General features: G+C 44.8%; 15 protein-coding genes. 4 read left to right on the top strand and 11 right to left on the bottom strand.

From position 1 onward, the window contains the following. Positions 1-20: 20 nt before the first annotated feature. The 3 genes from B3Q63_RS07455 to trxB all read right to left on the bottom strand — a co-directional run bounded on the left by B3Q63_RS07455 (position 21) and on the right by trxB (position 2,504). Complete coding sequence (locus B3Q63_RS07455; RefSeq protein ID WP_201562140.1) at positions 21-458, bottom strand: MerR family transcriptional regulator; 438 nt, start codon at positions 456-458, stop codon at positions 21-23. A gap of 180 nt (positions 459-638) precedes the next feature. Next, positions 639-1,481 (bottom strand): leucyl/phenylalanyl-tRNA--protein transferase, encoded by an 843-nt coding sequence (gene aat, locus B3Q63_RS07450; protein WP_296175372.1) that lies wholly within the window; start codon positions 1,479-1,481, stop codon positions 639-641. After that, the gene (trxB, locus tag B3Q63_RS07445; protein ID WP_296175369.1) at positions 1,482-2,504 is read right to left on the bottom strand and encodes a thioredoxin-disulfide reductase; all 1,023 of its coding nucleotides are present in this window, start codon (positions 2,502-2,504) and stop codon (positions 1,482-1,484) included. A 252-nt stretch (positions 2,505-2,756) separates the two neighbouring features. Here trxB and B3Q63_RS07440 point away from each other — a divergent pair, with 252 nt between their 5' ends. From B3Q63_RS07440 to B3Q63_RS07430, 3 genes are all read left to right on the top strand, one after another. After that, positions 2,757-2,912 (top strand): hypothetical protein, encoded by a 156-nt coding sequence (locus B3Q63_RS07440; RefSeq protein ID WP_296175366.1) that lies wholly within the window; start codon positions 2,757-2,759, stop codon positions 2,910-2,912. Between the two features lie 245 nt (positions 2,913-3,157). Next, the gene (locus tag B3Q63_RS07435; RefSeq protein WP_296175363.1) at positions 3,158-6,466 is read left to right on the top strand and encodes a DNA translocase FtsK; all 3,309 of its coding nucleotides are present in this window, start codon (positions 3,158-3,160) and stop codon (positions 6,464-6,466) included. 397 nt (positions 6,467-6,863) lie between these two features. Further along, entirely contained in the window at positions 6,864-8,357 is a 1,494-nt protein-coding gene (locus tag B3Q63_RS07430; protein ID WP_296175361.1) for an amidase, read from the top strand. A 64-nt stretch (positions 8,358-8,421) separates the two neighbouring features. Here B3Q63_RS07430 and B3Q63_RS07425 read toward each other — a convergent pair whose 3' ends face one another. Both B3Q63_RS07425 and rlmH read right to left on the bottom strand, forming a co-directional pair. Then, positions 8,422-9,342 carry a DODA-type extradiol aromatic ring-opening family dioxygenase gene (locus B3Q63_RS07425; RefSeq protein ID WP_296175359.1) on the bottom strand — a complete coding sequence of 307 codons (921 nt, stop codon included), beginning with the start codon at positions 9,340-9,342 and terminating at the stop codon, positions 8,422-8,424. A 131-nt stretch (positions 9,343-9,473) separates the two neighbouring features. Next, a complete protein-coding gene (gene rlmH, locus B3Q63_RS07420) occupies positions 9,474-9,962 on the bottom strand; it encodes a 23S rRNA (pseudouridine(1915)-N(3))-methyltransferase RlmH (protein ID WP_201624147.1) in 489 nt (162 codons plus the stop codon). Between the two features lie 325 nt (positions 9,963-10,287). Here rlmH and B3Q63_RS07415 point away from each other — a divergent pair, with 325 nt between their 5' ends. After that, positions 10,288-10,734, top strand: coding sequence for a DUF2147 domain-containing protein (locus tag B3Q63_RS07415; RefSeq protein ID WP_201624145.1), 447 nt, complete (start codon positions 10,288-10,290; stop codon positions 10,732-10,734). Positions 10,735-10,877: 143 nt separating this feature from the next. On the opposite strand, the gene B3Q63_RS07410 is transcribed toward B3Q63_RS07415, so the two are convergent. From B3Q63_RS07410 to dapC, 6 genes are all read right to left on the bottom strand, one after another. Then, positions 10,878-11,426 (bottom strand): DUF421 domain-containing protein, encoded by a 549-nt coding sequence (locus tag B3Q63_RS07410; protein WP_296175353.1) that lies wholly within the window; start codon positions 11,424-11,426, stop codon positions 10,878-10,880. Positions 11,427-11,601: 175 nt separating this feature from the next. Continuing rightward, the gene (locus B3Q63_RS07405) at positions 11,602-12,132 is read right to left on the bottom strand and encodes an ABZJ_00895 family protein (RefSeq protein ID WP_296175351.1); all 531 of its coding nucleotides are present in this window, start codon (positions 12,130-12,132) and stop codon (positions 11,602-11,604) included. Positions 12,133-12,211: 79 nt separating this feature from the next. Continuing rightward, on the bottom strand, positions 12,212-14,272 hold the full coding sequence (gene dacB / locus B3Q63_RS07400; protein ID WP_296175349.1) for a D-alanyl-D-alanine carboxypeptidase/D-alanyl-D-alanine endopeptidase: 2,061 nt from the start codon (positions 14,270-14,272) through the stop codon (positions 12,212-12,214). A gap of 218 nt (positions 14,273-14,490) precedes the next feature. Then, positions 14,491-15,096 carry a 3'-5' exonuclease gene (locus tag B3Q63_RS07395; protein WP_201629493.1) on the bottom strand — a complete coding sequence of 202 codons (606 nt, stop codon included), beginning with the start codon at positions 15,094-15,096 and terminating at the stop codon, positions 14,491-14,493. Between the two features lie 81 nt (positions 15,097-15,177). Beyond that, the gene (locus B3Q63_RS07390) at positions 15,178-17,262 is read right to left on the bottom strand and encodes a DUF294 nucleotidyltransferase-like domain-containing protein (protein ID WP_296175347.1); all 2,085 of its coding nucleotides are present in this window, start codon (positions 17,260-17,262) and stop codon (positions 15,178-15,180) included. A gap of 263 nt (positions 17,263-17,525) precedes the next feature. Beyond that, positions 17,526-18,782, bottom strand: a complete 1,257-nt coding sequence (dapC, locus tag B3Q63_RS07385) for a succinyldiaminopimelate transaminase (protein WP_296175346.1) — start codon at positions 18,780-18,782, stop codon at positions 17,526-17,528. Positions 18,783-18,899: the final 117 nt, after the last annotated feature.

Genomic DNA, 18,899 nt, shown 5'->3' with positions numbered 1-18,899 from the left:
AGATGAATTGAAGACACGCCCTAGGGTTGTGAGGGTATTTTCTTTTTACAGATTTCAACATTGAGCTTATAGTCACTGTCTGCTTTCATGCGCTCAAGAACCTCAATACGTTCAGCCAACATCTCTATCATTAAGCCAATGGTCGCTTGCTGTTTTTTAACTTGGGCAAGTTTCTGCTGGGTAAGACTTAGCTGCAAATCAATATCGAGCTGGCCATCATAATAATCATTAAGGCTATCTTTAATTTCAGTCAATGTAAAACCGATGGCTTGGGCGCTTTTAATCAGCTCAATACGCTCAACGCACTCTGGATGAAACTCGGTATAAAGCCGTGACCCTGCTTGGCGTTTGCGAGATTTTAGTAGCCCCAATTGGTCGTAATGACGAATGGTATCTTTGGTGGTATTGGCCTCGGTCGCCAGTGTACCAATCAATAAAAATGCGGTATCAGGTGCCATGCTAACCTCGTAAGTAAAATATTTAACTTACTTATTGTATAAATGATGATTGGAAGCGTTGTTTAAAGCTATGTTTGTTTAAAGCTATGTTTGTTTAAAGATAGCTTGTTTAAAGTTATATTGGAAAGTAATAAATACGCTCACTATCTAAACCGAGCAATTTTGCCTTGTTAATCTGCATTATATTTTTAATTGCCACGGCTGTGGTTTATCAAGTAATGATACGGCTAGAGGTTGATGAGAGTGCTTTTGCCATTTGACTGAACGGCTGCCAATAAGGGTATCTAACTGCGCTAAAAATCCAGCACGCGGCAAGGTTCCAGCGCCCAAGCTCAGCAGATGCTCATTTGGCAACTGACAGTCTACCAACTCGACCTTGCTTTGGGCACATAAACGCATCAAACCCCAAAAGGCGAGCTTTGAGGCGTTCGATGCGACATGAAACATCGATTCACCAAAATAAATACCGCCTATCTTTAAGCCATATAAACCACCAATCAACTGCTGCTGATCATCCCAAACTTCAATGCTATGCGCAAACCCTTGAGCATGCAGCTCGTTATAAGCTTCAATCATCTCGCTATGAATCCAAGTATGTTCGCCCTCGGGCAGCGTGTCATTGTTACCGTCGCTACGCGGTAGACTACAAGCATGAATAACGTCATCGAACGCTTGATTCAGGGTTAATTGCCAACGCTCGCGACCCGCTTGCTTGCGCAGCGATTTACTGGGCTTATAGTTAGTGGGCAGCATAATACAGCGCGGCTCTGGACACCACCAAGCGATAGGTTCATCGTCATTAAACCACGGAAATAATCCCTGCGCGTAAGCAGAAATCAGCGTTTTAGGCGCTAAATCTCCGCCAACGGCAACGATACCAATGCCATCAGGATCAACCATCGTAGGGTCAGGGAAGTTGTAACGCCCAAGACTTCTGATGTGTTTACGGAAGGTCTCAGGCGTTATATCAGTCGCATTGATATCGATATCAATGCGACTGTCGTCTTTAGCAAAGTTGCTCATTTATGCTTCTTTATCAGCAGTCAATGTCGACGCATACGTATGATCGGTTGCCGTGGCTTCACCAATAGCATCCAAGTATTTCTCGGCATCAAGCGCTGCCATACAGCCAGTGCCCGCAGAAGTAATAGCTTGACGATAAACGTGGTCGGCCACGTCACCGGCGGCAAATACGCCTTCGATACTGGTTTGAGTAGCATTACCATTTAGGCCGCTATTAACAATAAGATAGCCGTCTTTCATGTCCAACTGTCCTTTGAACAACTCTGTGTTTGGCTTATGGCCAATGGCGACAAACATACCCATGGTGTCTAATTGCTTGGTGCTGCCATCAATCATAGATTCAATGATCAGACCATTGACGCCCATATCATCGCCGACCACTTCTTTAACTTTATGGTTCCATTCGATTTTGACGTTACCGTTTCTGGCTTTTTCAAACAACTTATCTTGTAGGATTTTCTCAGAGCGTAAACTGTCGCGGCGATGGACTAAAGTGACTTCAGAAGCGATGTTTGATAAATATAAAGCTTCTTCAACGGCGGTATTACCACCGCCAATGACGGCGACTTTTTGGTCTTTATAAAAGAAGCCATCACAGGTGGCACAAGCAGATACGCCGAGGCCTCGAAATTTGGTTTCTGACTCTAAGCCTAAATACTGCGCAGAGGCACCCGTTGAAATAATTAGGGCATCACAAGTATAGCTGCCGTTATTACCAATCAGGGTAAAAGGGCGCTTATTAAGATTAACCTCATTGATATGGTCATAAACCAATTCAGTACCGAAACGCTCGGCATGGGCTTTCATACGATCCATAAGCGCAGGACCGGTTAAATCATGAGCATCGCCCGGCCAGTTATCGACCTCAGTGGTGGTGGTCAGCTGACCGCCCACTTCCATACCAGTCACCATCACTGGCTTTAGGTTGGCACGTGCAGCATAAACGGCCGCGGCATAACCGGCAGGACCTGAACCTAAAATAATCAATTTTTCGTGGCGTGGAGCCGTATTATCAGTTGCCATAAAATTTCCTTGCTAGCTATCAAAATGAAAACGATTAGAATGAAAAACATAAAAAGTAGAATGATAAAAGTGCGTCATATAAACGACAAATATTATAAAAGATAGTCGCTAAAAGTAGCGATGAATATGGTTTTTCTCATTGCTATGTGATAATAACATAAGGGCAGATAGCAAAAAGTGCAAGTTTGCTAAAACGAATATGGGTATCATTAGAATTAAAGCATCATGAGCTTGAAAAATAGGCCTGAAAATATGGCAGCTAAAAATACGGCATCTACAAATACTGACTCTAAAAATATAATGCCTGAAAAAACAATGCCCAAAAATAATCGCCTCTTTTTTATAGGGCAGCCATTTATTACGCAAAGGTGTGGCGAATGTTCGGTTAATGAGCGCATTTTTTGCTAAACCACTGATAGATTTATTTTCTTACCCTCTTTCTTGATAACACTGTCGCCACTACGCCTATGTATTTGTTATTATAAGAAGTTATGCAAGGGTAGTAGTAGCTAGAGTAAGTGATTTACTTATATTGGTATATTGTCACTTATCAGCACAAAACCATTTCAGCATAGTAAGCATAACTAGCTTTATTCATAAACTGGCGACCATTTAATATTAATAACGAGTATTAACAACAAGGCAGATCTTACGTGATATCAGCACCACTTATTGAGTATTTAAAAAAGGGCATATTTACCCTGCTTGGGTTAATACTGGCGGTTTATTTATTCGTCATTTTGATGACTTATACCGGTAATGATCCGAGCTGGTCGCACATCAGTAGTGATATGACTGCCGTGAATAATATGGGCGGCGAGATGGGCGCGTGGCTGTCCGATTTGCTCTATAGCTTCTTTGGTTTTGGAGCTTGGTGGTTGCTGGCGTTTTTGGTTTATGAGTCGGTGCTGATTTGGTGGGATAACAAACCAACGTTTTGGTTATTACGCTTAGTTGCCTATGTGTTTTTGCTATTAAGTGCCAGTGCCTTGTTTGCGCAATTGGTAGCGCTAGTACAGCAAGTGGCAGATCCGATGGTGTCCGGGCTCAAAGGCGTTGCTGGTGGTATTATTGGCCTTGAGTTGCAAGCACGTTTGGCACAGCTCTTATCGCAATGGGGCAGTGTGACCTTTTTAACGGTATTTGTGGTAATTACCGCCACTTTTGCCTTTAATATTCATTGGCTGGCAATTTATCAAAAAATAAAAACATGGTCATGGCGTGATGCTGCGCTCCAAGATAATGATAGTAAACGCGATAATAGACAAGCCGCGCAGACAGCGTCTGAACAACAGCAAAATGATGCAAGTGTGAGCGATGAAAAAGCGGCGCAAGCATTTGAGCAGTTACCATTGGATTTGCCAGCTACTGACCCTGCAAATCATGCTCAAACAGCCGATAAAAGTGGTCGTTTTAATAATGTGTTGAAAGACTTTTTAGCGACATCGGGTCTAGGTGCTAGCGTCAAAGCGTCCATGTCAGCCGCTGCAGCAGTGGCACAAACTGCAACCAGCAGCACAGCGCAGGATGAGCAATTACAAACGGCTTCAGCTAATGCAAGCAGTTTTAATCATGTTAACCAACAGCAACCGTCAGCGCCTACCACAACTCCAGTGATGGCGCCTGCACGCAAAGTTGAACCAAGTTTTGCTTGGAATGATGCCGATACGGTCGATGATTTGTTGGCAAGTGAGGCCATTGCTGGTCAAGATACGTTTGTTTATGATGCAGCTGCTGCTTCAAACACGAACGTCCAAGGTTTCGATAAATCTGCTGCGTCTAATACTTCTGATAATATTGTTAACGATGCTGCTGATCAAGATGAAATGACAGAAAGCATTGATAGTTTAGCAGTCGATAGCTCAGCAGTTGATAGCTTAGTTGATGCTTGGCTAGCAGAACATGCGGCGGTTCCAGTCGCGCCTGAGTTAGAAGAAGATAAAACCTTGATTGAAGCGCCGGCATTAGAAACCTCGTTTGATACCGCAGCACAGGAACAGAAAGCTGATCATTCATTAAATGTTAATTCATTAAATAATGTGGTTGCTGACTCAATAGATGACCTTACTGAAAGTTGGTCTATCGAACAACCCGATTCTTCTTATGATACTGAGCCTTTAGTTGAAACTGAAACAGTCAGTACATCGGCAGTAGATTTTGCTGCGCCAGTCGATACGATTAGTGACGTTGCTAAAGTTACTGATATGACACCGACCAATACGCCGCCTGCCAATCCTAAACTCGCGCCGACAGCAGCAACTGGTATTACAGAAACAAATGCTTCGCCCGTAACAGCGGCTAAACCTACGGTAAGCTTTGCGGTACCAGAAGGCGATAGCAGCAATCATATTGCTGACATGATGCCAGAAGATGACAGTCGAGCTGACGACACTGACCTGCCGGTGATGCCGCATATTAGCGATGATGCCGCCTTCAGTCAAAAATCACGCTCGATGCAAACGGCTGCCTATCGCAGTAGCCTTACACCTATCCCTGAGATTTCTATTTTAGATAAGCCTGACCCTGACCGTAAGCCGAGCTATACATTGGCCGAGCTTGAGCAATTGTCCGAGCTATTAGAAATCAAATTGCAAGAGTTTAATGTCAAGGCTGCTGTGGTTAATGCCATCCCAGGTCCCGTAGTAACGCGCTTTGAAGTAGAGCTTGCTGCTGGGGTAAAAGCCAGTAAAGTGACGGGCATTTCACGCGATTTGGCGCGTTCGTTATCGATGGCGTCTTTGCGTGTGGTCGAGGTCATTCCGGGTAAGCCGTATATTGGTATTGAGGTGCCAAACAAGCAGCGCGAAATGGTACGTTTGATTGAGCTGTTAAATACGGAAAAATTTAACGACCCTAAAGCCCAAATCAGTATGGCGATGGGTAAAGACATCGGCGGTAATCCGATTATTACTGACCTTGCTCGCGCGCCGCATATGCTCGTTGCCGGCACCACAGGCTCTGGTAAATCGGTCTTGGTCAACTCGATGCTACTGTCGATGCTGCTTAAATACACCCCGAATGAGCTGCGCCTTATTTTGATTGATCCAAAACAGCTTGAGCTTGCCAACTACAACGATATTCCGCATTTGCTAACGCCAGTGGTCACTGATATGACCGAAGCGGCCAGTGCCTTGTCATGGTGCGTGGCAGAGATGGAGCGTCGTTATCAGCTGATGAGTTTATTAAAGGTGCGTAAGCTTAACGAGTTTAATAAAAAAGTCATCGCTGCTGAAAAATCGGGCAATCCGATGCTAGATCCCTTGTGGCGTCCCAATGATAGCGTCAGTATTAGCCAAGCGCCAAAGCTAAAAACCTTGCCGATGATTGTCATTGTCGCCGATGAGTTTGCCGATATGATTATGCAAGTCGGTAAGCAAGCCGAAGAGCTTATCACTCGTCTTGCACAAAAATCGCGGGCAGCAGGGATTCATTTAATGCTTGCCACCCAGCGTCCGTCGGTCGATGTCATTACTGGTCTGATTAAAGCCAATATTCCGGTGCGTGCAGCGTTACGAGTGAACTCAAAAGTGGATTCACGCACGATTCTAGACAGCGGCGGTGCAGAAGACATGCTTGGTAATGGTGATATGCTGTTTTTAGGACCAGGGCAAATTGAGCCTGACCGTGTGCATGGCGCGTATGTCAGTGATGAAGAGGTCAACCGTGTCTGTGACGCGTGGCGTGAACGCGGTGCGCCCGATTATATTGATAATATGGCGGGTAATTTTGAATTAATGAGTCCTGGCGGTGGTGCTAGTGCGGCCAATGCTTCTGGCGAAGACGACGACCTTTATAATGATGCGGTGGCATTTATTATGGAAACGCGTAAAGTATCAGCGTCTAGTATTCAGCGTAAATTCAGCATTGGTTATAACCGTGCGGCACGTATTGTCGACTCAATGGAAGAGGCTGGCTTGGTCAGCTCAATGGGTAAAAGCGGTAAGCGTGAACTGTTAATGTAGCGCTTAGATATCATTAGATAGCAAAAAGGACGAGTGACGAAAGTGACTCGTCTTTTTTATTGGCAAAAGATGATATAGGCGATCCGCTATAAAATGAACGCAGAGCTACTGGTATTCATTTTGCGCAGCCTCTGTCTGCGTAGGCACAGCAAGCAAGGGAAATTAATACCAGTAGCGCGTTATAATATTTGTACTTATTTCATTGAGCCATTTTTAGCCCATTTAGATGTCCATCGATTGAATTGAGGACACGCCCTAATACCCGAATGACTAATGAGTTTGTTTATCGATTATAAATAGCGGCTTTTTATACTAAACTGGGGGTGGTTTAGCAGATAGATAGGCATAAATTCTAAGAATACACCTTAACGCAATTACTCTCCAAGGAAGGTCAGTTATGTTTAAAGAATATACCCAATATGATGCGATAGCGTTGGCAGCATTGGTTAACGCAGGGGAAGTCAGCGCCAAAGAATTGCTCGATGCAGCAGTTGAGCAAGCCAATCAGCTTAATCCTAAATTAAACGCTATTATCCATCGTTTTGATGAGCGCGCTTATGCGGCGGCGCAAAAAGGCTTACCAGCAGGCGTATTTAACGGCGTACCTTATTTACTCAAAGACCTGTCTTTCTATTTTGCTGATGAGCCGATTACCATGGGCAGTCGTAGCGTCAATATCGTGCCTGATGATGACAGTGAAATCGTTAAACGCATGAAAGCTAGCGGCGTAAATACCTTTGGTAAAACCAATACGCCTGAGTTTGGTTTGATTATTACCACTGAACCAAAAGCGCATGGCGCCACCCATAATCCGTTTAAAAAAGGCTATAGCTCTGGTGGTTCATCGGGCGGTAGTGCGGCGGCTGTGGCAAGTGGTATCGTACCGATGGCAGGCGCGGGTGATGGCGGCGGTTCGATACGCTTTCCTGCTGCATGGTGCGGCGCGTTTGGACTCAAACCTAGCCGTGGTCGTAATCCGATGGGTCCAGCCATTGGTGAAGGCTGGGAAGGGGCGGTCGCTGACCATGTAATTACGCGCTCTGTACGTGATAGCGCAGCGATGCTAGATGCGACTAGCGGTGCGGAAATCGGTGCGCCTTTTATCATTGCCCCGCCGGATGGCACGTTTTTGCAAGCAGCGATGCGCGCACCACGGCAATTAACCATTGCCCTGCATCAACAGCCATTGGTGGCCAATACCGTGGTTGATAAAGAGGTACTCTCTGTATTAGAGCAGACCGCTAAGCAGCTAGAAGCCATGGGACATCGCGTGATACCGGCTGAGCCTAATATCAATATTGAGCAGTTTTGGCATGATTTTTTAGTGGTAGTCTGCGCCCATACCGCCTTTACCATCGATTATGTCGAGCGTTGTTATGGCGCGCAGCATATCCAAAACCTTGAGCCACAAACCTATAATATGGCGATGCTCGGACGCTCATTATCCGCCGTTGATTTGGCGCATGCTAAGCATGGCTGGCATCATAGTCAATATCAAACCGGTTTATTGCTTGAAACCTACGATATGATTTTGTGCCCAACCGTACCGACCCCTGCCGTTAAACACGGCGTACTGCCGCCAAGCCGTATGGATGAGATGCTCATGCGTAGCGCAGGTTTACTAAATAAAGGCATTGATATGGGTAAATATGCCTTTAGCTCAGGCGTGATTGAAAAGCTTAGCTCACCCGTACTCGGTAAAATGGGTTTTACTTTATTAGGTAATGTTACGGGGCTACCGGCGATGTCATTGCCTGTTGGGATGAGCAAAAAAGGCTTGCCGATTGGTATGCAGCTGATTGGGCGCATGAATGATGAAACGACGCTATTTAGTATTGCTGGCGAGATGGAGCGCGCGGGGTTATTTACCAAACCTGCCTTTGAGAAATAGTTTTATATTCTCGCAATGATTTCTAATAAATGTATTTTATAAAAAGCGTTTTGATTAAGACAGCTTAATCAAAACGATAAATATCCATACCCAAGCTATGGTGCGCCATGCTTTGGTGTACCACAGAGACGCGTTGACCCGCACCTAAAGTAAAGAATAGCGGCAGTAGGTGCTCATCGCTTGGGTGTACGTTTTGATAATTAGGATACTGCTGCCAGTCTAAGGCGCTCGGAATGTCTGTTTTGAGCTGTTGTAATAGCCAAACTTTAAAGTCTCTAGCGGTTTTATCGATACTTTCTGCTTGCCAGCGTAGTGCTTGCAAATTATGGGTGATACTCCCTGAGCCAATCAAGAGGATTTGCTCATCCCGTAATTGCGCCAGTTGCGCGCCCAATTGATAACAAGCGACACTGTCATAATGCCGTGGTAGCGATATTTGCACGATAGGGATATCGGCTTCTGGATACAGATGCAAAAGCGGCGCCCAGACCCCATGGTCACTAACGCGCAAAGGATTTACGCGGCAGGTAATACCGCGCGCCGTCAACTGCTGTGCCAAGGTTTCAGCAAGCGCTGGTTGTCCAGCGGCAGGGTATTGCAAATCATACAGCTCAGGCGTAAAGCCGGAAAAATCATGCCAAGTTTTAGGTTGCGGATTGCTACTGATTTCAAGCTTAGCCGACTGCCAATGCGCCGACATAATAATAATAGCGCGTGGCTTAGGTAAATTTTGCCCAATGCGTGCTAGCGCGCTAGTAGTTGCTGACTGCTCGATTGCAAGCGTCGGCGCCCCATGCGAGATAAATAGCGCGGGCAATTTTGGTCGCTTCGATACTGTCGCTGCCCTCGATATCGCAGGCGCATCTGCCCAAGCAGCCGCTGCCGTGATAGGCGTCGGCTTTGAGTTCGTTAGATGTTGGCGTTTGTCATCAGCTTGCGTATGAGCGCTGAATGCTTTAGGTACTGCAGGTTTAGGATGTTTCATGTAGCATGTATTAGGGCGCGCGCCTATATTTCAATCTGTTTTGCGATTACGATTACTCATTGTTTTTTAGGTAACGCAGTTATTCTTCTATAGCAAATGAACAATCTTTGTAGGCGTTTTAATTACTACTTTTAATTACCGCGATGATAAGGGTGATTGTGATTGATACTCATCGCCCGATAAAGCTGCTCCATCAGCACCACACGCACCAGCGGATGCGGTAGGGTCAGCGCGGATAACGACCATTTTACATCGGCTTTTGCCAGCACTTCTGGCGATACGCCGTCAGCACCGCCGATGACTAGGGCAATATCGTCGCCTTGCTGCATGCCATCGGCCAATTTATCGGCCAACTGTTCGGTAGAGAGCATCTTACCTTTGACATCCAGCACCCAAAGTTGCTCACGCCCTCCTGCAGCATGGGCGGCTAATATTGCCTGACCCTCTTGCTCACGATATTGCGCCAAATTGGCATCTGACGGATTTTTGGCGCGTTTTGCCGCCGCAATTTCTACAATTTCGGTGCTAAGCATCGGTTGAATACGTTTGAAATATTCATCAAAACCGGTCTGTACCCACTTGGGCATTTTATTACCGACGGTCAATATTCTTACTTTCATAATACATACCACTTTGATCATTGAGTAAATGTAACAAAAGAATTCTGCGCTTAAGTTATTGTAACAAACAGACCTTTTACAACGCATAATTTTGTGCTTTACTAGCATTCGACAAACAGTTGTTCTTTATTTTGCTGATTTTTGCTTATCATTATGAAACTCTGCACTATAAAAATAGTGGCAGAACGTTAAAAGCAATAAAGTAAATGAACAAGTAATGACCCAAGCTATAAAACCAGTCATAAAATAACGAGCAACACTGTGAGGTCTTTATGATAAACCAAAAGACAGTTTGAAACATTTTTTTAAACGAAAGGAGTCGTTCATGAAACGCACTATATCAAGTCTAATTGCCCTTAGCGCAGGCGCGCTGCTCTCTACTTCTGTGTTTGCTGTTTCGTTAAATGGCACGCAATGGCAAACCATCGATGATAAAACCGGCGAAAAAAAGGCCGTCATTCAGTTAACGGAAAGCGGCGGTAAAGTGTCAGGGAAAATCATTAAAGTGCTGAATAAAGAAAAGGCGGATGCGCTTTGTACCAAATGTCCTGGTAGCCTAAAAAACAAACCGGTTGAAGGCTTACAGATACTCTCAGGCTTAAAAGCGGATGGTAATAACCAATGGAGTGATGGCAAGCTGGTCGACCCTGAATCCGGTAAAACCTATTCTGGCAAATTGACCCTAAGTGATAATGGTCAAAGTCTAAAGCTCCGCGGCTTTGTCGGTACCCCAGTCTTTGGTCGTTCGCAAACGTGGCAGCGTATTAAATAATTTTCGCCCTAGGATTGTTATTGATAAATAACGATTATAGCGGTTAGTAATCATTGAAGATAAAAGTAAAGGATAGTCGATTTATAGCGGCTATCCTTTTTTATGTTTTAGCTTTTATCAATCTTTAACTTTTGCCAATTATTTTACATAAGTGGGGCGATGGTTTCTGATACCGTATTTTCTTCGCTTTGATGATTGTCATTGTTATCAGAAGAGGCAGGTTTTGGGATAATGGTCAGCTGAGCATCTGATTCAAAAACGATCGCCTCGACATCATCGAAGCTATTCACCCCTTCAGAACGCATGGCACATTCAAGCTCTTGACGGGTCAAGCGCTCAGCACGCATCGCATCGGGTAAAAACTGCCCCTGATAAAAGACAATGCGCGGCTCGGATAAAATAAAGCTGCTAAATTGCGGTGAAATAGAGGCGTATTTGGTGACCAAAAACTGCATGACATACAGCACCAAGATAGAAGAGATACCTTCGATAAGCGGAATGTCTTTGAGTAAAATAGTGCTGGCACCGAGTGAGCCAATCATCACGGTGACAATCCAATCAAAGTTATTAAGCTGCGAAGTGGAGCGTTTTCCAGAGACTTTAGTGATGATAACAATCAGAACGTAAACCGTTACCGCCGTCAGCACGATACGTCCGAGCTTGTCTATATTGTCGAAAAAAAGCATTTCCATTGCTTGAGCTCCTATTGACTATTTATGTCACTTAAATACTACTTAACATGAAACCTTATAGAAACAGCGTACCGTAATTTACTCATGCATAGGACAAAAACTTTGTATGCGCTTGGATAGTGATAAATAAGTAAAGTTATTGTCTATTTAAAAGTGCTAAGTATTTCAATAACTATTAAACAGTTTTGCGCTTAGGGTCAAGTAAGTGATTGACGGCCCAAATGCTAATGCGCGCACTGACCAAGCTCAGCACCAATATCATGACTAATGCTGAAAGCAGTGGTAGTGGCTGCTGCATGCTCATCTCCATCAACACTTCACGGCTCACCGCATCAAATAAGAAAAACCAGATGCCTAAGAAATAAATAATCGTCAGTAGCCAAACCACTGCAACGCCGCCAAACATTAAGCGGTTAATCTCGCCTCTATCCAGTGCGCGCTGCTGATGCTTGATAAATTTATGCACGGCAATATAAGCGCCGATGACGATAGAGATGACTGTGACCAATTGCGAGTTTAAGGCAAGTTTGGTTTGAATCATCATAAATATGGCGCTAGCTAAAATATAACCAACGGCAAAAAAACCAACATATTGTGTCATTTTAGGTTGAGTGGCTTTTGGGTTTGATAGCGGTGTCTTGCTTCCCGACTGACTAGCTCCTGACCTACTGGGAGACTTGCTAAGCTGCGTTGGTTTACGTGACATAAAATGACCTTTATAAAGGGGTGAGCATAGGGTTTTTAAAACAAATAGCGCTAAAAAAATAGCAGCTAATACTCCATTATCAATGCTGAGCCGTCCAATCAAGCATCGCATCTAATACGGGTCTGGCGGTATAAGCGTTGAGCGCTTGGTCGCTATTAATCAATCCGACCACTACATAATCCTGTCCAGATAAGCCTTTAACATAGCCTGCCATCGAGGTGACGTTATTTAACGTGCCGGTTTTTATCCAAGCGCGACCGATGGCTTGCGATTCGGGCAAGCGCTCGCTATGGGCGCTAATCGTACCACTGACGCCAGCGATACCTAATGAGCTCACGTAAGCATCAAAGTTTGGTTGCTCATAAGCGTAGGTTAATAGCTCACTTAAATTTTCGGCACTGATGGTGCAGTCGCGGCAGAGCCCTGAGCCATTGGTTAAATGGGGCGGCGGCGTAGTCAGCTTGGTTTGCCACCAATGATTAATCGCTTGTAGCGCTTGCGAATAATCGGTCGCTGGTGGCTGACCAAATTGATATAAGCTCGTTGCTTGCTGATGAATGACTTTATCAGTATTAATACCGGCTTTATCATAAGCGCCTATAGATAGCGCCACTTGCTCAGTCATTACATTATTAGAGAAGTGATTGATATCATAAATCTGCTGGGTAAGGTTTAAAGAGTGATAACTGACAATAGGTAACGGCGATATCGCGATAGCGGCCAGACCGCGTGGCGACTTTCCTTCTTTAACATTTTTATTAGAAAGGTAAGGTTTTTCTTGGCTGATGACTTTACCAGTTAATGTGTTGCCAAGCGTCTGCCATTTAGAAGCAATGACGCGGGCGGCGAAATCTTTGGCATCAGGGTAGGCGACATAAAAAGCATGCTCACCGCAGCTGTCTGGTAAATTGGCATTGAGTGTCAGCTGGGTCGGTTGCCAGTGCGGCGCTAGACTATAGCGCGCTTGACCGCAGGCAGCTGAGCGTATATTTATCATACTGGGCAATTGATAATTTGCCAATTGCGGCGTATAGGTCAGCTGTGCGCGCGTATTATCCAGCGGGTAGCTTTGGATACCGATACTGCTAAAGTTAACCAAAAAACCATCAGGGCTGGCGTTATAAGGACGTAGCGGTGAGTTATCAAAGGCAGCAGGGTCTTTGCTTACATTTTTAAAGATTGCGCTATCGACGATAATATCGCCGTTGATATGATGAATACCAGCTGTTTGCACTTTATACAGTAATTGCTGTAAGCGCTCATGGGTCATTTTTGGATCGCCACTACCTTGAATAATTAAGTCGCCATAGAGCTTATCGCCGATGATAAGGCCCGTATGATAAACGCGGGTATGCCAGACAAAGTCAGCGCCCAAAGTATCTAATGCAATAAAGCTTGGAACCAGCTTCATGGTGCTGGCAGGCGTGCGCGCGATATCGGCTTGATGGCTTAGTAATGGTGAGAAAGAGATTTTAATAGTGGCATTATTAGCGGTAGCGTTGCTAGCATTTCCTTTACTACTTTTATTAGCGCTATTCTTGTCAGGATTGTTTTTATTAGGCACTGAAGATGTTGATTGGCCGTCATTTGGCAGCAGCGATGGAGTGCTTTCTAAACTTTGATAAGTATAAGGGTCATCGGTATAAGCATGGAGCTGTTTTTCGTGTTGCTTAATCGTCTGCTTCTCGATAGTCATTAATGGGCTTTGATACACCGTTACTTCTTTAGCTTTATTATTTTGAGTTACTTGTCTTTTGATGCTATTAGGGTCAGCAGAAACATTATCAACACTTAATGATTTTGGCTGGCTATCGATGTGAGAGTTGCTAATCCCTTGCTTAGGACTATTAATCACCTGAATTGGCGCAGGCAAGCGACTGGCATTTTTATCGCCAACTGGGGTAATGATGATACTGATATCGGTAGCGCTTAAGTTTGCTCGGCTGAGCGCCGCTTGAATCGCTTCTGGCAGGGCAGCTTGCGCATATAGTGGCGTCAACATAGCGCTGGCAAATAATGCTAGCGTGGATAACGTGGCTAGGTACTTAGCAGGCTGATTCAGCGAGCATAACGGCTTAATAAAAGGCGTCAATTTGGCAGTAGTAGTAGGGCGATTATTAGTTTTAGAAGTGGGTAGCATGAGCAGTCTATCATCAGGTGGCAAAAACACCCTATGGTAACATGAGTTGCTATTTTCGCGTAGGTACAGCCTTTGCATAAATGCAGCGTCCGGCTAAAATCTGTCAACAGGCTTAAAGGTAATGGTTTAAAAATTTTTGAGTGGAGAATTATCAAAATTATAAATAATAGTGCTTAATATGTATTTTTTTAGTATTTATCGTTTATTAGCCATTAATATTAACGCATATGCAAAAACGCCATTGCAGTCATAATGGCATCATTATAAGCATCATGAATGCCAAGCTCAGGAATCTCATAATGCGCTAATATTTTGGTCAAATGCTGCGATTGATTGGGATCGCCCTGAGCAAGATTGCCCATGCGCCGACTGTATAACAATCGCACATCAATGATCTTGTTAGGCAATGTCGTACCCATATAGCGCTTAATCAAAGGGTTCAAAAACCCTGTATCTATCTGCGGGCAAAACCCAACTATGGGTCGATTATCAATAAAGGGCAGCAGTAAAGCGAGCATCTCATCATAGCTCATGCCGTGCTCGACATCAGCAGTACGCAAGCCATGAATCACAATGGTGTCACGGTCAGGCATGACAGGCGGCCGGCAAACCAGATGCAGACCATTGCCCGTATCGATGCTATTGCCATTGATATGAATCGCGGCGACAGACAGTAAGTGATGCTTTTTTGGATTGAGCCCCGTCATCTCGCAGTCAATCGCGACCCATTCATTAGCCAAAGGTTTATCAAACATCGATGCCAGCTCAGGGCGCTGCAAATGTGTCTTTTGCCAATGAGAAGATAATTGTTTTAGCCAACTCATTTTATTTTTGCTCCCTTTTTTCATTTACTGGCTGACTGTAATGGTGCTAATTGAATGGTCCTGATTAATCATTGAATGCTTCTAACCAAATTCCAGCTGATAATGCCGACTGAGCTGACCTTTAAAACTTTTGACCACGGCCAAACACTCTTTTAATAAATCTCGCTCAAGGGCAGATAAAGTTGTCGGATCAACGTGCCGAGCATACTTATCATCTGTCAATAGCGCAACGGACAAACGCTGCGCCATAAAAAACTCTAACGCCTCAAGCAGAGTATCAGCGCGCTGCTGGGTCAAGGCGCGCGCTTGCACCAAGGCTTTTAGCCGTCCTTTACTACTAGGCGCATCAAAAATATCGTTTTCTAATGCCAAAGTACGAATACCATGTACCAATGGAAAGATACCGGCTTTTTTAAGGTCAATATCATAAGAGCTAGGTTTGCCGCTAAGTAGCGGGACAAACTTTTGCCACCATTGACCGACATCGCCAAATTGTAGAGCGGCACGGGCGAACTGACGTACAAACATCAGGTCTGATTGGCGGTGGGCGATTTTTAAATGTTCGCGGACATGGGTCAGCAGCGACTCATCGCCGCAGACATACTCGCCATCCAATATCGCCGACAGATAAATACTGTGTATCGGGTCGGTATTTCTAAACCATAAGCCAATCTGCGCTTCAAACTGCTTAAGCGGCTGCCGCCACATTGGATTGGTCATCATGATATTGCCATCGCAAAGCGGATATCCTAATGCGGCTAAATGATTGTTAAAGGTTTCAGCGAACTGGGCCAAATCAGGATGGGTATAACCATCACGGATAATCAGCGCATTATCTTGGTCGGTACGCATGATTTGCTCGCCGCGACCCTCTGAACCCATAACGATAACGCAAGTATTTTTCATTACTTCATCAGGTACGATAAGTTGCCACAGCTTGGTAAAAACTTGCGCGTTAAGCGTTTGTACCATGCGGCTGACGTTACCGATTTTTACCCCATTTTGATGCTGCGCACGAATATAACGCCCAATAAGCTCAACCGCCGTATCTAAGCTTGGCAAGTCTTTTGCTTTTTCAATCTGAATACTAATCAGCTGCGAATGATGACCAATATGGGCGAGCATATCGCTTTGCCCAAGTACACCTGCGACTTCACCATTAGCGTCAATCACAGGCAGCCTATGGATACGGTAGCGCGTCATGGTCAATAGCGCATCGCCAATCTCATCATGAGCATCGATAGTACGCAAATTGAAGCTCGCATAACGCTGGCAAGGGGTTGTTGCAGGGTTTTGTTGGTCGCTCACTGCGCGGCAGATATCGGTATCGGTCAAAATGCCTAGCGTACGACCAAAGTAAGCCTCAGGCGCTTGCAAACGGCCATTATCACTGTCTAAGTTACTATTTAAATCGCTATCTAAATCATTATCTAATGTTTGCGCGTGTGTTTGTGTTTTACTTTGGCTTAATTGGTTGAGCGGTCGCACCAACACATGCTTAAGCCCCTCCTTAGTCATGATATGGGCAGCGTCATATAGGCTACTAGTGGCGTCGATGATATGTACCGGCAATAAGCGGACATCAATCACCGGCTGCATCATAATCTGCTGCACTTCTTGCTGCTCATTATAGCTATGGTAGCTAGCGGTACTTAAGCTCTGGCTGCTACGCCGCTGCTGCAATGCTTTTAGGCGTTCGGGTAAATCCTCTGATAATAATTGACGCACCAGATGGTTTTGCGCACTGATTTTGTCAATGGTTGCGCCATTGACTTGTAACAGCAGCGTGTCTTCGATAGCTCGAAAATCGTAGAGTGATATCGGGTTTTTACTTGGAGGTTCAGCACGGCTAAGGAGGGCGTTAGTTGGCTCGCTGCTTTCTGGCAAATCACCTTCTATAAGTGATTTTGGTAGCCGCCGACTGTCAAACCAATCGTTGCTATTCAGATGGTCGGTATGATTGCTGCCTAAATAGGACGCGACAAACTCACCATTAAGCAGCTGCTCGATTTGTCCTTTGAGTACCACATAAAAGTATTGCAAATCGTCTGCAGGCAAGTACTCATCTTTAGCAAGATAACGAACTTGGGTATTTTTTTTGATACTTTGGCGTTCAGCCGCGCTCAATACATCAAAGGGCGGCTGGGTAAAATCAAGATGGGGCATGGCATCATCCTTGATGGCATATTTAACAAGAAGTTTAATAAGAAAGGTTTTACAGTTTTACTGATACTAAATAAATAAAGAAACTGAGACGCGTTATTTTTACTATAGCATTGTTTGATAAACAGCATAGCAGGAAACCGCCAATAACCATGATAATATTGTGGTTATTGGCGGTTTCTTGGTAGTATGGTAATAATTATCAGTGGTTCTAGCGCTTAAATTGTCTTTCAACAAGCTTTTAAGCTTGTTTTTAATATGAGCTTTTAAGCGCCAAGCAATTGACGAATGCGACTGATGGCTTCGCGGCTTTCTTCAACACTGGCAACCAAGGCAATGCGTACATAACCTTGTCCTGGATTTTCCCCATTGACCTCACGTGACAAGTAACGCCCAGCCAGCGCGTGAATATTCGCTTGCTCGTACAAGGCTTTGACAAAGATTTCATCATCGCCATCAAACTGCTCAGGCACTTTTATCCAGAAGTAAAAACCTGCTTCTGGCATGCGTAAATCAAGTAATTCGCCGAGCTCCGACATCCATAAGGCAAATTTTTCTTGATAGAGTGCTCGATTATGCGCCACGTGCTTTTCATCTTCCCAAGCGGCGATAGAGGCGAGCTGATGCGGTATCGGCATCGCGCAGCCTTGATAAGTGCGATATTGCAGATAAGGCTGCAAAATATTGGCATCACCCGCGACAAAGCCTGAACGCAGACCGGGCAAGTTTGAACGCTTAGATAAAGAGTGAAATACCACGCAGTTTTCAAAGTCATGACGACCGAGTGCTGCGCAAGCTTGCAATAGACCAATCGGCGCGCTATCAAAATACAGCTCGCTATAACACTCGTCACTGGCAATGATAAAACCGTATTGGTCCGATAAACGCAATAGGTACTCCCAATCGTCCATGGTCATCACTGAGCCAGTTGGATTGTTCGGACTACAGACAAACAATAACTGCGTGCGCGTCCAGACGTCTTTTGGTACGGCGCGGTAGTTACCTTTAAAATCATTATCAATGGTGCAAGGCATAAAGTACGGCGTCGCTTGCGCCAGTATCGCCGCGCCCTCGTATATCTGATAAAACGGATTGGGCATCACAACCGTAGGTGGTTGCGCAGATTCCGGCGTTTTTTTACTGGCTGACTGATTAGAAATGCTTTCGGATAACTCGGTTGATGTATGGTCAATCACCGCTTGCACCAAGCTAAAAATCGCCTCGCGCGTGCCCATGACTGGCAATACTTGGCTATGAGGATCGAGATGATTTAAAAAAAAGCGCTTCTCCAGCCAATGAGCGATGGTTTGGCGCAGCTCGAACAGCCCATTAGTGGTTGGATATTGGCCTATTTTGTCCAAGTTTTCGCGTAGTACGTCCAACACAAAGGCGGGTGGCTCATGTTTTGGCTCCCCAATACCCAGCTTAATTTCACTGTGGTTATGGGCTGGCGTACTGTTGGCAAGTAAAGTCGCCATCTTAGCGAACGGGTAAGGATGCAGGGTCGTTAAGTTGTGATTCATAAGTAGGCTAACTATAATGGACAATTAATAATAAAGTTATAAAGAAAAATTACATTTGAGCAGTGTAGCACTTCTCTTATTTTTTGTCTTTTTCTTCTCATGCTTATCATTGTCCAT

It is taken from the genome of Psychrobacter sp. UBA2769 (genome assembly GCF_002352555.1).
Lineage (GTDB): Bacteria > Pseudomonadota > Gammaproteobacteria > Pseudomonadales > Moraxellaceae > Psychrobacter > Psychrobacter maritimus.
Note: the sequence above shows the minus strand (reverse complement) of the source record. Positions and strands in the feature narration are given on the sequence as shown.